Origin of the sequence: Streptomyces sp. NPDC060031 (genome assembly GCF_042736805.1) — a bacterium.
GTDB lineage: Bacteria > Actinomycetota > Actinomycetes > Streptomycetales > Streptomycetaceae > Streptomyces.
Window position 1 is genome coordinate 1 of record NZ_JBHWVM010000085.1, and the last position, 14,936, is coordinate 14,936.

General features: G+C 70.9%; 11 protein-coding genes and 2 pseudogenes. 4 read left to right on the plus strand and 9 right to left on the minus strand.

Annotation, left to right across the window (positions count from 1 at the left end; all coding sequences use genetic code 11):
• Positions 1 to 45: 45 nt before the first annotated feature.
• Positions 46 to 1,110 (minus strand): annotated as a pseudogene (locus ACFWB8_RS29270) (PTS fructose transporter subunit IIC); the annotation flags it as partial.
• Positions 1,111 to 1,159: 49 nt separating this feature from the next.
• Here ACFWB8_RS29270 and ACFWB8_RS29275 point away from each other — a divergent pair.
• Entirely contained in the window at positions 1,160 to 2,782 is a 1,623-nt protein-coding gene (locus ACFWB8_RS29275) for a recombinase family protein (RefSeq protein WP_385233556.1), read from the plus strand.
• A 449-nt stretch (positions 2,783 to 3,231) separates the two neighbouring features.
• On the opposite strand, the pseudogene ACFWB8_RS29280 reads toward ACFWB8_RS29275, so the two are convergent.
• The 4 genes and pseudogenes from ACFWB8_RS29280 to ACFWB8_RS29295 form a co-directional block, all read right to left on the minus strand.
• Positions 3,232 to 4,128 (minus strand): annotated as a pseudogene (locus tag ACFWB8_RS29280) (fructose PTS transporter subunit IIA); the annotation flags it as partial.
• Entirely contained in the window at positions 4,125 to 5,078 is a 954-nt protein-coding gene (pfkB, locus tag ACFWB8_RS29285; RefSeq protein WP_385233559.1) for a 1-phosphofructokinase, read from the minus strand. The pseudogene ACFWB8_RS29280 and the gene pfkB, both read right to left, overlap by 4 nt.
• Positions 5,075 to 5,836: a DeoR/GlpR family DNA-binding transcription regulator gene (locus ACFWB8_RS29290; protein WP_385233562.1), complete on the minus strand. Its 762-nt coding sequence runs from the start codon at positions 5,834 to 5,836 to the stop codon at positions 5,075 to 5,077. Before ACFWB8_RS29290 ends, pfkB begins: the two co-directional genes overlap by 4 nt.
• A gap of 142 nt (positions 5,837 to 5,978) precedes the next feature.
• Positions 5,979 to 7,532 carry an MFS transporter gene (locus ACFWB8_RS29295; protein WP_385233565.1) on the minus strand — a complete coding sequence of 518 codons (1,554 nt, stop codon included), beginning with the start codon at positions 7,530 to 7,532 and terminating at the stop codon, positions 5,979 to 5,981.
• Between the two features lie 63 nt (positions 7,533 to 7,595).
• On the opposite strand from ACFWB8_RS29295, the gene ACFWB8_RS29300 reads away from it, so the two are divergent.
• Entirely contained in the window at positions 7,596 to 8,543 is a 948-nt protein-coding gene (locus ACFWB8_RS29300) for a helix-turn-helix transcriptional regulator (RefSeq protein WP_385233567.1), read from the plus strand.
• A 138-nt stretch (positions 8,544 to 8,681) separates the two neighbouring features.
• Here the strand turns inward: ACFWB8_RS29300 and ACFWB8_RS29305 are convergent, their stop codons facing one another.
• On the minus strand, positions 8,682 to 9,659 hold the full coding sequence (locus tag ACFWB8_RS29305) for a sigma-70 family RNA polymerase sigma factor (RefSeq protein ID WP_385233570.1): 978 nt from the start codon (positions 9,657 to 9,659) through the stop codon (positions 8,682 to 8,684).
• A gap of 195 nt (positions 9,660 to 9,854) precedes the next feature.
• Between ACFWB8_RS29305 and ACFWB8_RS29310 the strand changes: the two genes are divergently transcribed.
• On the plus strand, positions 9,855 to 10,100 hold the full coding sequence (locus ACFWB8_RS29310; RefSeq protein ID WP_385233573.1) for a hypothetical protein: 246 nt from the start codon (positions 9,855 to 9,857) through the stop codon (positions 10,098 to 10,100).
• On the opposite strand, the gene ACFWB8_RS29315 is transcribed toward ACFWB8_RS29310, so the two are convergent.
• The 3 genes from ACFWB8_RS29315 to ACFWB8_RS29325 all read right to left on the minus strand — a co-directional run bounded on the left by ACFWB8_RS29315 (position 10,097) and on the right by ACFWB8_RS29325 (position 13,354).
• On the minus strand, positions 10,097 to 10,864 hold the full coding sequence (locus ACFWB8_RS29315) for a dioxygenase (RefSeq protein ID WP_385233632.1): 768 nt from the start codon (positions 10,862 to 10,864) through the stop codon (positions 10,097 to 10,099). The genes ACFWB8_RS29310 and ACFWB8_RS29315 overlap by 4 nt on opposite strands.
• A 173-nt stretch (positions 10,865 to 11,037) precedes the next feature.
• The gene (locus ACFWB8_RS29320; protein ID WP_385233576.1) at positions 11,038 to 12,585 is read right to left on the minus strand and encodes an MFS transporter; all 1,548 of its coding nucleotides are present in this window, start codon (positions 12,583 to 12,585) and stop codon (positions 11,038 to 11,040) included.
• A gap of 103 nt (positions 12,586 to 12,688) precedes the next feature.
• Positions 12,689 to 13,354, minus strand: coding sequence for a TetR/AcrR family transcriptional regulator (locus ACFWB8_RS29325; RefSeq protein ID WP_385233579.1), 666 nt, complete (start codon positions 13,352 to 13,354; stop codon positions 12,689 to 12,691).
• Between the two features lie 301 nt (positions 13,355 to 13,655).
• Between ACFWB8_RS29325 and ACFWB8_RS29330 the strand changes: the two genes are divergently transcribed.
• Positions 13,656 to 14,933 (plus strand): M6 family metalloprotease domain-containing protein, encoded by a 1,278-nt coding sequence (locus ACFWB8_RS29330; protein ID WP_385233582.1) that lies wholly within the window; start codon positions 13,656 to 13,658, stop codon positions 14,931 to 14,933.
• The last annotated feature ends 3 nt before the right edge of the window (positions 14,934 to 14,936 follow it).

A 14,936-nucleotide genomic window follows, 5' to 3' on the forward strand; every position in this document is an offset into this window, starting at 1 on the left:
GAGCGATGGAGCTCCGCGCGCGGGTCCGCTGACGGCGCCGCCGGCTCAGGCCGCGGCGCCGACCTGCTGCTGTTCGGCGGGCTCGGCCGCCCGGGCCGGGCTCTGCTCGGCCTTGCGCAGGCCCTTGAGGAGGATCACCAGGCCCGCGGCGGTGACCGTACCGGCGGCGATGGCGAGCAGGTAGAGGAACGGGTTGCCGATCAGCGGGATCACGAAGATGCCGCCGTGCGGGGCCCGCAGGGTGCACTCGAAGGCCATCGAGAGGGCGCCGGTGACCGCGCCGCCGACCATGCAGGCCGGGATGACCCGGAGCGGGTCGGCCGCGGCGAAGGGAATGGCGCCCTCGCTGATGAAGGAGGCGCCGAGGAACCAGGCCGCCTTGCCGTTCTCCCGCTCGGTGCGGGAGAAGAGCCGGCCGCGCAGGGTGGTGGCCAGCGCCATCGCCAGCGGCGGCACCATGCCGGCGGCCATCACGGCGGCCATGACCTTCAGGCTGCCCTCGTTGGGGGTGGCGAGGCCGCCGATCGCGAAGGCGTACGCGACCTTGTTGAGCGGACCGCCGAGGTCGAAGCACATCATCAGGCCGAGGATGACGCCGAGGACGATCGCGTTGGCCCCGGAGAGGCCGGACAGCCAGTCGCTGAGGGCCTGCTGGAGCGAGGCGACGGGCTTGCCGACGACCAGGAACATCAGGAACGCGGTGACGGCCGACCCGATCAGCGGCAGCACGACCACGGGCATGATCCCGCGGAGCGCCGCGGGGACGTTCAGCTTCTGCACCGCGAGGACGGTGGCTCCCGCGATGAGACCGGCGATCAGACCGCCGAGGAAACCGGCGTTGATGGTCAGGGCCACGGCGCCGCCGACGAATCCCGGTACGAGGCCGGGCCGGTCGGCCATGCCGTACGCGATGTAGCCCGCGAGGACGGGCACGAGGAAGCCGAAGGCGAGACCGCCGGTCTGGAAGAGGAGAGCGGCCCAGCTGGCGGCCTCCGTCCAGACGAAGTGGTCGGCCACGGAGGGCGCGTTGTTGATCTCGTACCCGCCGATGGCGAAGGCGAGGGCGATGAGCAGTCCGCCGGCGGCGACGAACGGGACCATGTAGCTGACGCACTATTATCGCTCAGACACTTGCCCTTGTCGCGAGAGGTTAGCAGCGGTGAAAGCGTCATCCAAGTGGCTCATACATCCCGACCTACATCAGGCCCTTTCGGAGGGCCTGTCCTTCGAGGAGTGGTTGAACGGCCGCAAACCCTGCTGCTCGTACGCTCGCATCACCAACGACAAGCGGGACGCCGCAGGTGTCGCCCGCCAGCACCGCAACAACGACGAGTTCGCCGAGCAGCACGGGTGCGCCATCGTCTACCGGTACACGGACAACCACATCACCGCGGCTGATCCGGACATCGAACGGCCGGCCTTCCTGCGCCTTGTCCGGGACCTTCGGGCCCGCCGCGTCGAGGAGGGGTACCCGATCCAAGGGCTCTTCGTCGTCGAGGAAGAGCGTGTGGTGCGTCTCCCCGAGGACTACCTGAAGCTGCACCGGGCCCTCACCGTGGACAAGAACGGGCTGTACGCCGTCGCCGACACAAAGACCGTGCTGGACGTGCACAGCGACGCCGAGATGCTGCGGGGACTCCTCACATCAGCAATGGGCGAGCGTGAGGTGGTCCGGGTCAAGCGCCGCGTGAAGCGCAACGTCCGGGACCTTGCATTGGAGGGCAACCCGACAGGCCCACGCCGCTTCGGATGGCTCGGCGCCGATGTCCGCACCGGCCGGAAGGTCAACGAGAAGCTCGACGCCAAGGAGTCGAGGGTTCTGCGCGACGCCATCGAATTGGCCCTCGCCGGAAAGCACTGGGCGACCGTCGTCACGTTCCTGGACGACAGCGGCTATCTGACGCTTCGGGGCAACCGGTGGGCGACCACGCCGGTTCAGTACATGTTGACGAACCCCGCTCTGTGCGGCTACCGGATGATCCACGGCGAGTTGGTGACCGACCCCAAGAGCGGTGAACCCGTCGTCGGCAAGTGGGAGACCGTGTGCACGCCCGAGGAATGGCTCCTGCTCGTGAAGAGGTGCCCTGTCTGGTTCAACCCGCATGGGGAAACGGCTTCGAGCCGCTTCCGGGACAAGGTCCTGCGTGAGGGCAAGAAGAACTTCCGAGACATCGCCGAGGACACCCGCCGGTCCTTCCTGACCAACATCGCGCGGTGCGGGCACGTGGATGAGGCGGGGAACATGTGCCTGGCCAAGATGAAGGGCAACGGTCCGAGCGGATCGAACAAGCAGGACCGGTACCGGTGCGGTGAGCCGCGCTGCAACAAGGTCAGCCGACGCGCCGACTACACGGACAGGGCCATAGAAGCCCTCGTCGTGAAGGTGCTCAAGGCCCAGTTCGCGGCCATGCAGCCCGACGAGAAGAAGTGGTACGGCGAAGTGACGTTGGCTGCACTCCTGGCCAAGAGGGCGGAGATCAAGGAGAACTACAAGTCAGGCGTGTTCGATCTCGCCGAGTACCTGGAGTTCAAGGACGACAACGACCGCCAGGTCGCCGAGTCCCAGGAGGACCGGAACGCCTTCTACACGGAGCAGGCCGCGCGCAACTTCCTCGCCGGATTCAGTGACGAGAAGTGGGCCGGTTTCGACATGCGGCAGAAGCGGAAGGCCGCAACGACCGTTCTGCAGGCCGTGATCATCCATCCGATCCCGAAGGGGCGGGCCCGTAGCGGGCAGTTCAATCCCGAACTCTTGGAGCCGGTGTTCCGCGCATCTCACTGAAAGAGCTGTCGCAGTACCTCTAGCTGCTCCTCGCCCAGGCGGGGGGCAGCTTCTGCGTGTGCGGCGGCCCAAACCTCGATGCGGAGCGCCACGACGTCGCCGCCGGCCGAGACGAAGGGCACAGTGGTTCGCTCCGGATGCGATCGATGCCCTTCCGATGGTTCCGAGCATCCGCAAGCGCATCAACGACTAGCGGGCCGGTCAGGGTCCCGTTGCTCGCTGAAGCCAGCGGACCCTGAACATGGCAGAGCCCCGGTTCTAGGCGGCGGAACCGGGGCCGTGTGCTGGGAGGCGACGTCACTCTGGGAGTTCGATCCCCAGACTCTCCGCCAGGTCACGGAGGTCTTCAAGGGGGATACGGGGGGCTTTGGTCGCTTGCTCTGCCGACCACCGTTCCAAGATTTCATCCATAGAGGCTCTGACCTGCACTTTCTCCAAGTGTCTTGACGCAAGTACCTGACGCCCGACATGAGCCAGGTGCGCAGCCGCGCCCCGTAGCCGTCCTGGGGTTCCCCGGCCTGCTCGACGGGGGTGGGTGCGTGGCTCTCCACCTCGCCGCGGGCGGCCTTGTCACGGGCCTCGGCGAGGAGTTCGGCGGGGCGGTTGATGCCGGCCTTGACGGCGACGTCGACGGTGGGCTTCCCGGCGAAGCGGGCCCTGTCCCGTACCGGGACGTCGTGGGCGAAGACGACGGCGTCGGCCGCCGCGATGGCCTGCGGGGTGAGCTTGGTGAAGCCGGCGGAGCCCTGGGTCTCGACGGCGATCTCGATCCCGGCCTCCGCGGCGGCCCGTTGGAGTGCCTCGGCGGCCATGTACGTGTGCGCGATCCCGGTGGGACAGGACGTGACGGCCACGACGCTGAAGCGCCCGGGGGCTCCACCCCCGGACCCCCGCGCAGAGCCCGGTTCGCCGCCTGCGACCAGGGCTGCGGCCTCCTCGGCAGAGGCGGCCCCGCGCAGGGCTGCCACGAACGCCGGCCGCATCAGGCGGCGGGCCAGGGAGGAGAGGATCGAGAGGTGCGCGTCGTCGGCGCCGGCCGGGGCCGCGATGAGGAAGATCAGGTCGGCCGGGCCGTCCGGGGCGCCGAAGTCCACGCCCGCGGCCGAGCGGCCGAAGGCCAGGGTCGGGGCGCTGACGTGCGCGGAGCGGCAGTGCGGGATGCCTATCCCGCCTTCGAGGCCGGTCGGCATCTGGGCCTCGCGCGCCGCCACGTCCGCCAGGAAGCCGTCCAGGTCGGTGACCCGGCCCAGGGAGACCATCCGTTCGGCGAGGGCACGTGCCGCTCCCTCCTTGGACTCGGCGGAAAGGTCGAGGTCGACCAGTTCAGAGGTGATCATCTGGCTCATCGCTCGTCGCTCATTTCGGACAGAGGGAGGTCCAGGGGCAGGTCCTGGGTGATGTGGACCGCGTCGGGGCGCAGGTCCGAGGGGGTCGGCATGGCGCTGCCGGGGAGTTGGACCGCGGCCGCGCCGTGGGCCAGGGCGGAGGCGAGGGCCCGGGGGCCGCTGCCTCCGGCGATCAGGAAGCCGGCCAGGGAGGCGTCGCCCGCACCGACGTCGCTGCGGACGCGGGAGACCGGCGCGGTGCCGTGGAAGGTGCCCTCGGCACAGACCAGGAGCTGGCCGTCCGCGCCGAGGCTGGCCAGCACCGCGCCCGCGCCCAGCGAGCGCAGTTCCTCCGCCGCCTTGACCACGTCGGCCAGGGTGGGCAGCGGGCGGCCCACCGCTGCGGCGAGCTCCGAGGCGTTCGGCTTGATCACGTCCGGGCGGGCGGGGAGCGCCGCGAGCAGCGCCGGGCCCGAGGTGTCCAGGGCGATCCGGGCGCCCGCTTCGTGGGCGCGGGTCACGAGGTCGGCGTACCACTCGGGGCGCAGGCCGCGCGGGAGGCTGCCGCAGCAGGCGATCCAGGTGGCCGGGCCGGAGCAGGTACGTACGGTTTCGAGGAGGAGCGCCGATTCCGCCGGGGTCAGTTCGGGTCCCGGTGCGTTGATCTTGGTGAGGGTGCCGTCCGGTTCGACCACGGAGATGTTCGAGCGGGTCTGGCCCGCGATCGAGACGGCGGTGACGTCCACGCCCTGTGCGTCCAGCAGTTCGGCGATCAGCGCGCCCGGGGCGCCGCCGAGCGGCAGGACCGCCGTCGTCCGCATGCCCGCGGCGGCCACCGCGCGGGAGACGTTGACGCCCTTGCCGCCGGGGTCGACCCGGTCACCGGTGGCGCGCAGCACCGCGCCGCGGTCCAGGGAGGGGACCTCGTAGGTCCGGTCGAGGGAGGGGTTGGGGGTGACGGTGAGGATCATACGAGCGCAACTTCCGTACCGGCGGCCTCGATCGCCGCCTTGTCGTCGGGGTCGAGACCGGAGTCGGTGATCAGGAGGTCGACGCCCGCGAAGGTGCCGAAGCGGGCGAAGTGCTCCTGTCCGGCCTTGGCGGAGTCGGCGAGGAGGACGACCCGGCGGGCGGCTTCCATCGCGGCCCGCTTGACGGCCGCCTCCGCGAGGTCGGGGGTGGTGAGGCCGCCCTGCGCCGAGAAGCCGTTCGTCGCGAGGAAGAGCACGTCGGCGCGGACCTCGGCGTACGCGCGCAGCGCCCACGCGTCGACCGCGGCGCGGGTGCGGTGGCGGACCCGGCCGCCGACGAGGTGGAGGTCGACGGCGGTGTGGTCGGCGAGCCGGGCGGCGACGGGCAGCGCGTGGGTGACCACCGTGAGCGCGGATTCCAGGGGGATGGCCGCCGCGAGGCGGGCGACGGTGCTGCCCGCGTCGAGGATGACGCTGCCGCCCTCGGGGAGCTCCGCCAGGGCGGCGGCCGCGATGCGGTCCTTCTCGTCGGCGGCGGTGGCCTCGCGCTCGGTGAGGTCGGGCTCGAAGCCGAGGCGGCCGGCCGGGATGGCGCCGCCGTGCACCCGGCGGACGAGCCCGGCGCGGTCGAGGGCCTTGAGGTCGCGGCGTACGGTCTCGGAGGTGACCTGGAAGCGGTCGGCGAGGGAGAGTACGTCGACCCGGCCCGCCTCGTGGGCGAGGCGGAGGATCTCTTGCTGGCGCTCCGGTGCGTACATGTGGGTTTAAGTCCGTTCGATGCCCGACTTTGTGGATTCTCTCCCACCGTACGCCCACCCGGAGCAAAAACAAAGCAAACGGGCATGCCCGCCAACAGAAGCGGACATGCCCGTCAGGCCGTCAGGGCCACCTGTGCAGGAGCTACCCGACCGGGACCTTCTCCGCCACCGGCTCCGGCGCGTGCGCCGTGCCGCCCTCGCGCTGGTCCATCGGGATCGCCTTGCGCGGCAGCACGAACATCACCGCGAAGATCACGACCAGTACGGCCACGACCCACCACAGCGCGGTGCGGAAGGCCTCCACGTACGGCGGCCCGAAGAGCACGTCCTTGTCGATCATCCCGAAGTAGACGACGGAGGTCAGGGCGAGGCCCAGCGCGTTGCCCATCTGGCCGGTGGTGTTGATCAGGCCGGAGGCCGATCCGGCGTGCTCGCGCGGCACCTCGGACAGCACGGTGTCGGTCAGCGGCGCGATGATCAGCCCCATGCCGAGGCCCATCAGGACCAGCGGGGCCGCCATCTGCCAGGAGGTGATCTCCGTGCCGTAGTGCTCGGACTCCCAGATGTAGAGGAGCAGGCCCGCGGCCATGACCAGGGCGCCGCCCTGCAGCACCTTGCGACCGAAGCGCGGTACGAGCTTTTGGACCGAGATGCCCGCGGCCGCCGAGACGGCCAGGGAGAAGGGGATGCCCGTCGCGCCGGACTTCAGGGCGCTCCAGCCGAGGCCCATCTGCATGTAGAGCGTCCACACCAGGAAGAAGATGCCGGTCGCGATGCCGAAGGTCAGCTGGACGGCGACACCGCCCGCGAAGCTCTTGACCTTGAAGAGGGAGAGCTCGACCAGCGGGGAGCCGTCCTTCTTGATCTTGTACTTCTCGTAGGCGATGAAGCCCGCGAAGACGAACGGCACCGCGCCCATGCACAGGAAGCCCCACAGCGGCCAGTCGTTCTCCCGGCCGTGGGTGAGCGGGAAGATCAGCATGACCAGGCCCAGCGTGGCGAGCACGACGCCGACCAGGTCGAGGCGCAGGGCCTTGGGTGCCTTGGACTCGCTGATGAACTTGCGGCCCAGAAGCACGCCGGCGATGCCGACGGGCAGGTTGATCAGGAAGATCGGGCGCCATTCGAGACCGAGGATGTTCCACTCGGTCAGCAGCGCGCCGAGCATCGGGCCCGAGACGGCGCCGAGACCCACGATCGCGCCGAACATGCCGAAGACCTTGCCGCGCTCGTGCGGCGGGAAGGTGACGTGGATGATCGCCAGCACCTGCGGGACCATCATGGCCGCCATGCCGCCCTGCAGGATCCGGGAGGCGACGAGCACGTCCGGGTCGGGCGCGATGCCGCAGAGCAGCGAGGCGACGGTGAAGCCGGAGATGCCGATGAGGAACAGGCGCTTGCGGCCGTAGATGTCACCGAGACGGCCGCCCGTGATCAGGCCGGCGGCGAACGCGAGCGCGTAGCCGGCGGTGATCCACTGAATGGCGCTGGTGGAGGCCCCGAGGTCCTCGCGCATGCGGGGTATCGCGATGTTGACGATCGTGACGTCGACCAGGTCCATGAAGGCCGCGGTCATCACGATGGCGAGCGCCAGCCAACGGCGGCGGTCGGCGGTTGGGGTGGCTGTGTCGTTCCGCTCTTCTTGCACGGGCCCGTTCTCTCTTTCGGGCGATGTCTGGGGTGTCTCGGTGCTCATGGAGAGAAACCTAGACGCCATATAGGTCAGTCCGTGTCCTATTTGGCTGGCAGCCTTGATGACATGACGGATACCCCGGCCCGGCTGCTCTCCCTGCTGTCCCTCCTCCAGACCCCGCGCGAGTGGCCCGGCAGCGAACTGGCGGAGCGGCTGCGGGTGAGCGCCCGCACGATCCGGCGCGACATCGACCGGCTACGAGACCTCGGGTACCCGGTGGAGGCCACGCTGGGCGCCGAGGGCGGCTACCGGCTGGTGGCCGGGGCCGCGATGCCGCCGCTGCTGCTGGACGACGAGGAGGCGGTGGCCATCGCGGTGGGCCTGCGGGCGGGCGCCGGGCACGCGATCGAGGGGGTCGAGGAGGCCTCCGTACGGGCCCTCGCGAAGCTGGAACAGGTCCTGCCGGGGCGGCTGCGGCACCGGGTGGGCGCGCTGCAGTCGGCCACGGTCGCGCTGACCCGCGGGGACGGGCCGAGCGTGGACCCGCGGACGCTGACGGTCATGGCCTCGGCGGTGGCGGGGCCGGAGCGGCTGCGGTTCGCCTACCGGGCGCGGGACGGGGTGGAGTCGCGACGGCTGGTGGAGCCGTACCGGCTGGTGAGCGCGGGGAGCCGGTGGTACCTCGTCGCGTACGACCTGGAGCGCGAGGACTGGCGGACGTTCCGGGTGGACCGGGTGGCGGACGCCTTCGCGACGGGGGCCCGGTTCGTGGCGCGGGAGCTGCCGGTGGACGCGGTGACGTTCGTACGGCGGGGGCTGCGGGGCGGCGACCGGTACCCGGTGGACGTCTCCTTCGCGGCGGCCCTGGCGGAGCTGCCGGGGTGGCTGCGCGAGGAGGCGGTGGCCGAGCCCGGGGGCGGCGCGCGGGCCCGCTTCGACAGCGGCGAGGCGCCGGAGTGGCTCGCGGCGCGGCTGGCCCTGACGGGACTGCCGTTCACCGTGCACGGGCCGGACTTCCTGACGGCCGCCGCTCGTGCGCTGGCCGCGCGCCTCACGTCGGCCGCGGCGCCGTGACCGGGGCTCCGCCCCGGACCCCGCGCCTCGAACGCCGGCGGGGCTGGATCTGGCTGCTGCCGCTTTTTCCGGCAAGGGGGAGCCCCGGCACCTGGGGGGGATAGGTGCCGGGGCTCGTTCTGGGGGGGGCAGGCCGCGTCAGGCCACGGCGTCGAAACCCGTGTCGCGCGCCATCTTCTTCAGCTCCAGCAGCGCGTGCTTCTCGATCTGGCGGATGCGCTCACGGGTCAGGCCGTGCTGCTTGCCGACCTCCGTCAGCGTCCGCTCGCGGCCGTCCTCGATCCCGTACCGCATCTTGATGATCGACGCAGTGCGCTGGTCCAGCTTGCCCAGGAGGTCCTCCAGCTCCTCGCTGCGCAGCAGCGAGAGCACGGACTGCTCCGGGGAGATCGCCGAGGTGTCCTCCAGCAGGTCGCCGAACTGCGTCTCGCCCTCGTCGTCCACGGCCATGTTCAGGCTGACCGGGTCGCGCGCCCAGTCCAGTACGTCGCCCACGCGCTTCTCCGTCGAGTCCAGCTCGGCGGCGATCTCGGCGTGCTCCGGGTCCCGGCCGTTCTCCCGGTTGAACTCGCGCTGGATCCGGCGGATCCGGCCGAGCTCCTCCACCAGGTGGACGGGGAGGCGGATGGTGCGGGACTGGTCGGCGATGGAGCGGGTGATGGCCTGGCGGATCCACCACGTGGCGTACGTGGAGAACTTGAAGCCCTTGGCGTAGTCGAACTTCTCGACCGCGCGGACCAGGCCGGCATTGCCCTCCTGGATGAGGTCGAGGAGGGGCAGACCGCTGCGCGGGTAGCGGCGGGCGACGGCGACGACCAGGCGGAGGTTGGAGCGGATGAAGACCTCCTTGGCCCGCTCGCCCTCGGCGGCCAGCGCCTCCAGCTCCTCGCGCGCGGGCGTCTTCCCCTTGCGCTCTATCGCCCCGTCGAGGATCTGCTGGGCGTACACGCCCGCCTCGATGATCTGCGAGAGCTCCACTTCCTTGGCGGCGTCGAGCAGCGGGGTGCGCGCGATCTCGTCCAGGTACATCCCGACCAGGTCGCGGTCTGCGATCTCCCCGCCCACGGCGCGGGCACTGCTCGAGGACTGACGACGGGCGACGGCGCGGGTTGCCATGCGTGCTCCCTTGCGATGAGTTCGGTCGCGGTGCGGCTGCCGGACACGCCTCCTGCTCGGCCGACGCGTCCCCGGACACTCTCCCGAGTGCCCGCTTCCGAAGGAAACAACGACTGGAATCGGGACAGAATTCCCACAGTGCTCCCTCTTTTTCGAGATCTTGCAGTATCCTGCCCGGCCCCCAGGGGAGGCAGAATGCTGTCAGACCCGGGAGACGTGCAGGTCAGACCCGGAATGGAGGCCGGCCTGGAGGCCATCTCGGACGCCTGCGGCCAAGACGTCCGTGAGACCGCCGTCACCTTCGACACGGTCGCCGTCACCCCGGAACAGCACCGCTCGTGGCTGCGCTCCCGCCCTGAAGACGGCCCCCATCGGCCGTTGGTTGCCTGCGGGACCCGGATCACCCGGCCGGCCGAGGTGGTGACCCGGCCCCGGCACTAGCCGAACTGGAAGGAGCGCTTCGAGAGGCCCATCCAGAAGCCGTCCACCGTGTCGCGGCGGGCGGAGAGGTCGCCGGAGGCCTCCGCCGCGCCCAGGGTCACGAACAGCGGGGCGAAGTGTTCCGTGCGGGGGTGGGCCAGGCGGCCCGACGGGGATTTGGCCTCGAAGTCGAGCAGGGAGTCCAGGTCGCCGGACGCCAGTGCCTCGTGGCCCCACGCGTCGAATTCGGCGGACCAGGACGGGACGCCCGGTCCGGTGTGGCGCAGCGCGGCCAGGTTGTGCGTGAAGAAACCGCTGCCCACGATCAGTACGCCCTCGTCGCGCAGCGGGGCCAGCCTGCGGCCGATGTCCATCAGGCGGCGCGGGTCCAGCGTCGGCATGGAGATCTGCAGGACCGGTATGTCGGCCCCGGGGAACATCTCCACGAGCGGGACGTACGCGCCGTGGTCCAGGCCCCGGTCGGGGATGTCCTGGACGGGGGTGCCCGGGGCCTTCAGGAGGGCCCGCACCGAGGCGGCCAGCCCCGGGGCGCCCGGGGCGTCGTACCGCACCCGGTAGTAGTGCTCGGGGAAGCCCCAGAAGTCGTAGACCAGCGGGACCCGCTCGGTGGCGCCGAGGGCGAGCGGGGCTTCTTCCCAGTGGGCGGAGACCATCAGGATCGCCCGGGGGCGGGGCAGGGCGGCGGACCAGGCGGCCAGTTCGCCCGGCCAGACCGGGTCGTCGGCCAGGGGCGGGGCGCCGTGGCTGAGGTAGAGGGCCGGCATGCGGGTCCCGGTGCGGAGCCGATCGGCCGTCTCGGTGGTTTCGGTCGTCACGGGGCGCTCCAATCGTGGGTGCGGGGCCGGCGTACCAAAAGACTAACCCCGCGTCGTTCAAATTTGAACGACGCGGGGTCATCAGTCATTCCCGGTACCCGGAGCCCGCCCGGTCGGCCGGGTCAGTGGGCGACCACCGGAACCCTGAACTCGGCCTCCGCGCCCTCACCGTCGCCGGAGGCGACCGGACTGCCGGCGCCCGGACGGCCCGTGGTGATCAGCGTCAGCGCGATGACCGAGCTGGCGACCAGGATGCCGACCGCCCACCAGATGGCGGAGGCGTAGCCCTCGACCATGGCCTGGGCCTGGATCAGCTTGGCGGCCGGACCGCCCGCGGCGGCAGCGGCCGCGTGGTCGGTGAGGTACGCGGTGGTCGCCGAGGCGGCGATCGTGTTCAGCAGCGCGGTGCCGATGGCGCCGCCGACCTGCTGCGAGGTGTTGACCATCGCGGAGGCGACACCGGCGTCGGCCGGGTTCACCCCGTGGGTGGCCAGGGACATGGCCGGCATGAAGGCCGTACCCATGCCGAGGCCCAGCAGCAGCTGCGCCGGCAGGATCAGCGCGGGGTACGAGGACCCGACCTCGAGCTGGGTCAGCAGCAGCATGCCGGTGGCGGCGAGCATGAAGCCCGGGCCCATCAGCAGGCGCGGCGCGACCCGCGTCATCAGGCGGGCGCCGATCTGGGTGGAGCCCGTGATCATGCCCGCGATCATCGGGAGGAAGGCGAAGCCGGTCTTGACGGGCGAGAAGCCCTTCACGACCTGGAGGTAGTAGGTGAGGAAGAGGAACAGCCCGAACATCGAGATGACGGCCAGGCCGAGCGAGAGGTAGACACCGCCGCGGTTGCGCTCCAGCAGGACGCGCAGCGGCAGCAGCGGGGACTTGACCTTGGACTCGACGAACACGAAGGCCGCCAGCAGCGCCACCGAAGCGACGAACATGCCCACGGTCACGGCGTCCGACCAGCCGGCGGACTCGGCGCGGGTGAAGCCGTAGACCAGCGCGACCAGGCCGAGCGTGGAGAGGACCACGCCGGGGATGTCGAGCGGGGCGCGGTTGCGGCCGCCGGCCGGCTCGCGGATGACCAGCCAGGCACCCGCGGCCGCGACGATCGCGAACGGGATGTTGACGAAGAAGGTCCAGCGCCAGTTCAGGTACTCGGTGAGGAAGCCGCCGAGGATCAGGCCCACGGCGCCACCGCCACCGGCGATCGCACCGTAGATGCCGAAGGCCTTGGCCCGCTCCTTGGCGTCGGTGAACATGACGGCCAGCAGCGACAGCGCGGCCGGCGCGAGCAGGGCCCCGAAGGCGCCCTGGAGGGCGCGGGCGCCCAGCATCATCGCCTCGCTGGTGGCGGCGCCGCCCAGCGCGGAGGCCAGGGCGAAGCCGGCCAGACCGGTGACGAAGGCGTTCTTGCGGCCCCACTTGTCGGCGATGCGGCCGCCGAAGAGGAGCAGTCCGCCGAAGGCCAGCGCGTACGCGGTGATGACCCACTGCCGGTTGCCGTCGGAGATGCCGAGGTCGGTCTGGGCGGAGGGCAGGGCGATGTTCACGATGGTGGCGTCGAGGACGACCATCAGCTGGGCCAGGGCTATGAAGACGAGGGCCTTCCAGCGACTGGGATCAGCGGAAGTCAGCGTCAGCGGCGGATTCGCGGCTGTTTTTGACATGGGGGTACCCACTCCATGGTGCGAAATGACTGAAAAGGATGCTAAAAGGCTTCTGCGACGCTCATCGGGCGCGGCCCGGGCCGGCCCGGGCCGACCCGGGCCGTCACATGGTTTTCCGCCTCAGGTCCTCCAGGGTGGCCGGGGAGCCGGGCAGCTCGGAGCGGGCCGGAGCCCTCAACCCGTCGAGGAGCAGCTGGAGATGGCGGTGGACGAAGGGGTCCACCTCGAAGCAACCGGTGCCCGGCAGGGGCCGCGCGAGCTGGGCCATGGCGATCACCAGGTCACCGGCGCCGATGTCCGTGCGGATCAGCCCCGAGGTCTGGCCCGCGGCCAGCAGCTCCACGGTGGCCTCGTCCAACTCGGCACGTACGGCGTCCAGTTCGGGGTGGTCGTGGTCGAAGCGGCCTTCGAGCATGGGACACAGGGCGCCGATCCGCTCGTCCGCCGCCGCGTGCGCGAACCGGCACAGCGCGGCGAAGGCGTCCGGCTCCTCCCGCAGCGCGTCCCGCGCGTGGGTGGTGACCCGGTCCATCACGAACAGCACGACGTGGTGGACGAGGGCGGCCCGGTCGGGGAAGTGCCGGTAGAGCGTGGCATTGCCGATGCCGGCCCGGCGGGCGATCTCGTCGAGGGGGGCGGTGGCGCCGAACTCCACGAACACCTCGCGCGCCGCACCCAGGATGCGCTCCCGGTTGCGGACGGCGTCGGCGCGCGGACGCGGCACCTTGGCCTCCTCCGCCTCCGCGGCGATCGTGGCGGGGCGCTTCATTCCGGGGCCTCCCTGGCACTGGGACTCGTACGGCTGCTTCAAAGAAATTGCGGAATGCTTCAAGAATTGCGGCGGCTCCAAGCGGGGAGCCGGTCCCCGGTTCTAGCGGGACTCAAGTTCAAACGGGGATCACCTCCCCGGTTATTTCACTCTCCCGTGTGACCTGGATCACATCCTCGGCTGCCCGTTCCATCCCGTTTGGACGCTCCCGGCGCGCGGGCGCGCCGCAGCCGTCGGAGGGTGATCGCACAGAGCGCAGACCGGGCCCGGCCGGCTGCCGCGGACCCGAAGGCCGGTCTCCATGCCGCAGACGCGCCACCGGATACGCACATCACGTCGCACCAGCGCCTACATCGGCCTCACCGCGCTGGCCCTCGGCGTCACGGCGACGGCGAGCGCGGGGATGTCCACCGGTACCCACTCGGCGGCCGGCCCCGTCGCCGCCACCGCCGAATCGGCGCTCGCACCCTGCCGCATCGCCGGCACGATGGGCGTACAGATGTCCGAGGGTCTGCCGACCCCACCCGGGTACGCGCGCTCGACCGGCGAGGTCCGCGCACTCAACCTGATGATCGACTTCCCCGACGCCAAGGGGGAGGGCGCGGCCACCGACCGGCTGGCGGAGTTCTTCCCGCAGACCTCCGACTGGTTCCGCACCAGCTCCTACGGCCGGCTCAGCTACCGCGCCGAAGCCCCGATAAGGAACTGGCTGCGGATGCCGATGCCGTTCGCGGCGTACGGGATCGAGCGCGGCTCCCCGTACGAGCCCGGCTACCGGCAGCTCGTCGAGCACATGGTGAAGGCCGCCGACAGCGAGGTCGATTTCTCCCGGTACGACCTGATCAACATCCTGATCACACCGAACGCCGGACCCTCGGCGCTCGACACCGTGCTCTCGGTGACGTTTTCCGGCAACAGCGAGGCGCCCATGGCGGACGGGGTGCCGCTCGCCAACACGTCCTTCGTCTACAGCCGGCAGGACGACGGCTCGGGCTCCTACCGGGAGACCGGCTACCGGGTGCTCCCGCACGAGAACGGGCACGTCTTCGGCCTGCCCGACCTGTACACCGCCGACGGCGGGGGCTCGGTGGGCCACTGGGACATCATGAGCGAGGACTGGGGCGCCAACAACGACCTGCTGGGCTGGCACAAGTGGAAGCTGGGCTGGCTCGACGCCTCCCAGATCAGCTGCGCCGGAAAGTCCGGCGTCAGCGACCACGTCCTGTCCCCGCTGGCGGTCACGGGCGGCACCAAGCTGGCCTTCGTCCCGCTGTCGGAGAGCGCCGGCTACGCGGTGGAGGTACGCACCCGGGCCGGGAACGACGAAGCCGTCTGCAAGCCGGGCGTGCTCATCTACAAGGTGGACTCCGACGTCGACACCGGGCGCGGCCCCGTCATCGTCTCCGACAGCGCGAGCGCGAGCGGCGGCTGCACGCGGCGGCCCAACGTGCACGCGGAGCTCTCGGACGCGCCGTTCCGGCCGGGCGAGACCTTCACCGACGAGAAGGCGGGCATCGGCATCTCGGTCGTCGGCGAGCTGCGCAACGGGAGCTACCAGGTGCGCGTCACGCGGCCGTGAGGC